Origin of the sequence: Gemmatimonas sp., assembly GCF_044376735.1 — a bacterium.
Classification (GTDB): Bacteria; Gemmatimonadota; Gemmatimonadetes; order Gemmatimonadales; family Gemmatimonadaceae; genus Gemmatimonas.
In genome coordinates this window covers 1-3827 of sequence record NZ_JBILKJ010000212.1, presented here as the reverse complement: position 1 = coordinate 3827, position 3827 = coordinate 1, and the positions used below count along the sequence as shown (strand labels likewise).

5 protein-coding genes are annotated in these 3827 nt (G+C 66.2%); all 5 read left to right on the top strand.

Going from position 1 to position 3827, the window contains the following annotated elements; translation table 11 throughout:
* Positions 1-212: hypothetical protein (locus ACIRA7_RS15580; RefSeq protein ID WP_396221757.1), on the top strand; the 212-nt coding region annotated here is incomplete at its 5' end.
* A gap of 71 nt (positions 213-283) precedes the next feature.
* Positions 284-2062, top strand: coding sequence for a PHP domain-containing protein (locus ACIRA7_RS15575; RefSeq protein WP_396221756.1), 1779 nt, complete (start codon positions 284-286; stop codon positions 2060-2062).
* Positions 2062-2781 carry an endonuclease III gene (gene nth / locus ACIRA7_RS15570; RefSeq protein ID WP_396221755.1) on the top strand — a complete coding sequence of 240 codons (720 nt, stop codon included), beginning with the start codon at positions 2062-2064 and terminating at the stop codon, positions 2779-2781. Before ACIRA7_RS15575 ends, nth begins: the two co-directional genes overlap by 1 nt.
* Positions 2782-3015: 234 nt before the next feature.
* Positions 3016-3486: a peptidylprolyl isomerase gene (locus tag ACIRA7_RS15565; protein WP_396221754.1), complete on the top strand. Its 471-nt coding sequence runs from the start codon at positions 3016-3018 to the stop codon at positions 3484-3486.
* A 19-nt stretch (positions 3487-3505) separates the two neighbouring features.
* On the top strand, positions 3506-3688 hold the full coding sequence (locus ACIRA7_RS15560) for a hypothetical protein (protein ID WP_396221753.1): 183 nt from the start codon (positions 3506-3508) through the stop codon (positions 3686-3688).
* The last annotated feature ends 139 nt before the right edge of the window (positions 3689-3827 follow it).

The following is a 3827-nucleotide window of genomic DNA, read 5'->3' as shown; positions in this document are numbered from 1 at the left end:
GCCGCGCGAACGCCGAGAAACGTCGGTATCACGGCCTGCGCCAGCTCACGCTGGAGCTGCTGACGAAGGTGCGCTACATGAATCGCGTCGCGGTGAGCGTCCGGACGGGACTGCTGGATGTGGAGGCGGCCGGTCAGGAACTGGACCTGACCGAGGCGCAGCTGGTACAGCTGGTGCGCCAGGTCCGGCACATGGTGGGGATCGAGGGGTAAAACTGCCAACGGCGAACTGCCAACGGCCTAGGAGGCAGTTTCCCCCCCGCCAATCGCGCTAGATTTGGAGCATGGATTGCCGCTCCGCCGCCTTCGCCCTGACCCAGATCGCGACGCTCCTCGAGCTGCATGACGAGGACCGATTTTCGGTGCGCGCGATGCAGACGGCGGCGCGCGCGGTGGCGGCGCATGGTGAGACCGACCTGAGGCAGGCGCTGGCGCGTGAGTTAACGACCGCGGATCTGATCGCGCCGGCGGCCATCGAGGTGCTGCGCGACCTCGCCGACAGTAACGGCTCGGCCCTGCTGGAACGGCTGCAGGAAGAAACGCCCGAGGGACTGCTGGAGATGCTGCGCGTGCCCGGCTTGGGGCCGTCGCGCATCCGCTCGATTCACGACGGGCTGCACATCGACTCGCTGCTGGAGCTCGAGGTGGCCGCGCGCGATGGACGGCTGGCGGCGCTGCCGAAGTTCGGCGTCAAGACGGCGGACAAGATCCTGAAGGGGATCGCCGACTTGCGGGCCACTGGCGCGTATGTGCTCTGGCAACATGGGCGGGCGGAAGCCGAGCGCATCGCCGAGGCGATTCGCGCGCATCCGGATGTACTGCACCTCGAGATCGCGGGCTCGATCCGCCGGCGCATGGAGATCGTGCGTGACGTGGATCTGGTGTGCGCAGTACGCGGTAGCCCCAGCGTGGTGGCCGCGTCGTTCGCGCAGCTGCGTGGCGTGCAGGAAGTGCTGGGCGGCGGTGGCCGCACGTTGTCGCTGCGACTCGACGACGGCGTACGCGTGGATGTGCATTGCGTGCGCCCGGAACAGTTCGCGCTCGCGCTGTGGCGCGCCACCGGCAGCAGCGCGCATGTGAAGCAGATCACCGAGCGAGCAGCAGGGCTGGGCTTCATTCTCGCCGGCGATGAGCTGCGTGATCGCGATGGCGCGCTGGTGTCGATTCCCGATGAACCCGCGCTCTATGCGCGCTTGGGACTCGCCTACGTGGTACCCGAGCAGCGCGAGGCGATGGGGGAAGTGGAAGCGGCAGCGCGCGGCCCGTTCCCGACGCTGATCACCGAAGCGGACTTGGTGGGCGCCCTGCACTGCCACTCGCAGTACAGCGACGGTGGCGCGACGATCAGCGACATGGCCGGCGCCGCGTATGCCCGTGGCCTGCGCTACCTCGGCGTGTCCGACCACTCGCAGTCGAACACGTACGCGGGCGGCTTGTCGCGCGACGCGATTCTGCGACAGCACGACGAGATCGATGCCCTGAATGCGGAGTATGCCGCGCGGGGTCACGCCTTCCAGGTGCTCAAGGGGATCGAGGCGGACATCCTGCCCTGCGGTCGGGTGGACTACGACGCGGCGTTTCTCGATCGCTTCGACTTCGTGATCGGCTCGGTGCACTCGCGCTACGGCATGAATGAGCGGCAGATGACCGACCGCGTGCTCAAGGCGCTCGACGATCCGCATCTCACGATCTTGGGCCACCCCACGGGTCGCCTGCTGCTCACGCGCGAGCCGTATGCCATCGACATCGCGGCGATCATCGAAAAAGCCGGGGCCGTCGGGGTCGCGCTGGAACTCAACGCCGACCCGAATCGACTCGACATCGACTGGCGCGCCTGCCGCATGGCGCAGGAGCGCGGTGCCTTGGTGAGCATCGGCCCCGATGCCCATTCGCCGCAGGGATTGGCGCACCTCGAACTGGGCATCGCGAACGCGCGGAAGGGATGGCTGACGCCGGCCAATGTGCTGAACACGCGGTCGGCCGCGGAGGTCCTGGCGTTCGCGCGGGCGCGACGCGTGGGCGCCGGGGCGACATCCCCGCAGCTGCGTGTGATGCAGGGTTGATGGTGGCGCGCAAGACCACGAAAACGTACGGACAGAAGCCGTCGCAGCGCGCGGCGCTGGTGTCGCGCTCGCCGAAAACGAAAGCCGACAAGCTGGCGATCGCGACGGTCGTGCTGGAGCGTCTCAAGGCGGAATATCCCGACGCCCACTGCGAACTGGACTACCGCAATCCGTTCGAACTGCTATGCGCCACGATTCTCTCGGCGCAGTGCACCGACGTGCGCGTGAATATGGTCACGCCGGCTTTGTTCGCGCGCTATCCGGATGCTCGCGCGTTGAGCGAAGCGTCGCAGGAAGACGTGGAGGAGATCGTGCGCACGACCGGCTTCTTCCGCGCGAAAGCGAAGAGCCTGATCGGCATGGGGACCATGCTGATGGAGCGGTATGGTGGCGAGGTCCCGCGCACGGTGGCCGAACTGGTGCCGCTGCCCGGGGTCGGACGCAAGACGGCGAATGTGGTGCTGGGCAACGCGTTCGGGATCAACGAAGGCATCGTGGTGGACACGCACGTGCAGCGGCTCGCGCGGAAGCTGGGGCTCACGCGGGAAGCGGACGCGATCGGGATCGAGCAGGCGTTGATGCCGCTGTTTCCGCGCGAAGACTGGGCGTTGTTGAGCCACTTGTTGATCTGGCACGGTCGCCGGCGATGCACGGCGCGGAAGCCGGATTGTGAGGGATGCGTGGTGAAGGAGGTTTGTGCGAGTTGTGAGATGATTTGAACGGCGAGGGGGGGGCGCTAAGGGTTAGGGGCGCAAAAAATTAGGGGCGCTAAAAATTAGGGGCGCCAAGAATTAGGGGCGCTCATTAGTTGTGGTACTGCCCGTGCGCCTTGCTCTTGTGGGTACCGAACTGAAACGCGCGGCCGGGTGACCGGCTCGGCGGGCGCGGCTGTCAATGCGCGGTGACCGCATTAGCTTTCCCATCTTCCTTCGCTTCAGCACCCAGGAGACCAAGTGGCCAAGCTGGCAACGTTCGAGACCACCAAGGGGACCCTTGTCGCCGAGTTGTACCCGGCCGAGGCGCCCAAGACCGTAGAGAATTTCGAGAAGCTCGCCAATCAGGGGTTTTACGATGGCGTGAAGTTCCATCGCGTGATTGAAGAGTTCGTGGTGCAGGGCGGCGATCCGTACTCGCGCGATCTGCCCGCTGGCGATCGTCGTATCGGCACGGGCGGCCCGGGCTGGCAGATCCCGTGCGAAACGGCTGGCAACCCGCACAAGCACGACGTGGGCGCGCTGTCGATGGCGCATGCCGGCAAGAACACGGGCGGCAGCCAGTTTTTCATTGTGCTGAGCGAGGCGAACACGCGTCACCTGAACGGCGTGCACACGGTGTTCGGCAAGGTCACGACGGGGCTCGAGTTCCTTCCCTCGATCGTGGCGAACGATGGCATGGTGTCGGTGCGCGTCACCGACGTCGACTGACTTTCTCCGGAGATCTGCGGTGAGCGGACACGCACAGCATGGCAGCGACAAGGGCGCTGCATTCGTGGGGCTGATCGGTGGCGCCGTGTTCATCGGCGCCATCCTGTACGGCATCGTGATTTGGACGAATGGCCTGTTTGCGGAGCATGAGGCGGAGAAGCCCGGCGCTGCGGTGACGGCGCCGCAGCTGCCGACGGCCTAGGCAGCAGGACGGAGGGTCGCAGGAAGGAGGGGGCAGGACTGCGGCAACGCGGTCCTGCCCCCTTTCCGATCGAGGGGGCAGGTTTCAGGGTCTTTCAAGGGGTCCTTTCAAGGGGTCAGAGTCGTTGAACGCTCGCGTT

What these genes read in the sequence shown, in the direction of transcription:
- ACIRA7_RS15575 (WP_396221756.1), top strand. Translation starts at nt 284, where the DNA reads ATGGATTGCCGCTCCGCCGCCTTCGCCCTGACCCAGATCGCGACGCTC.
- nth (WP_396221755.1), top strand. Translation starts at nt 2,062, where the DNA reads ATGGTGGCGCGCAAGACCACGAAAACGTACGGACAGAAGCCGTCGCAG.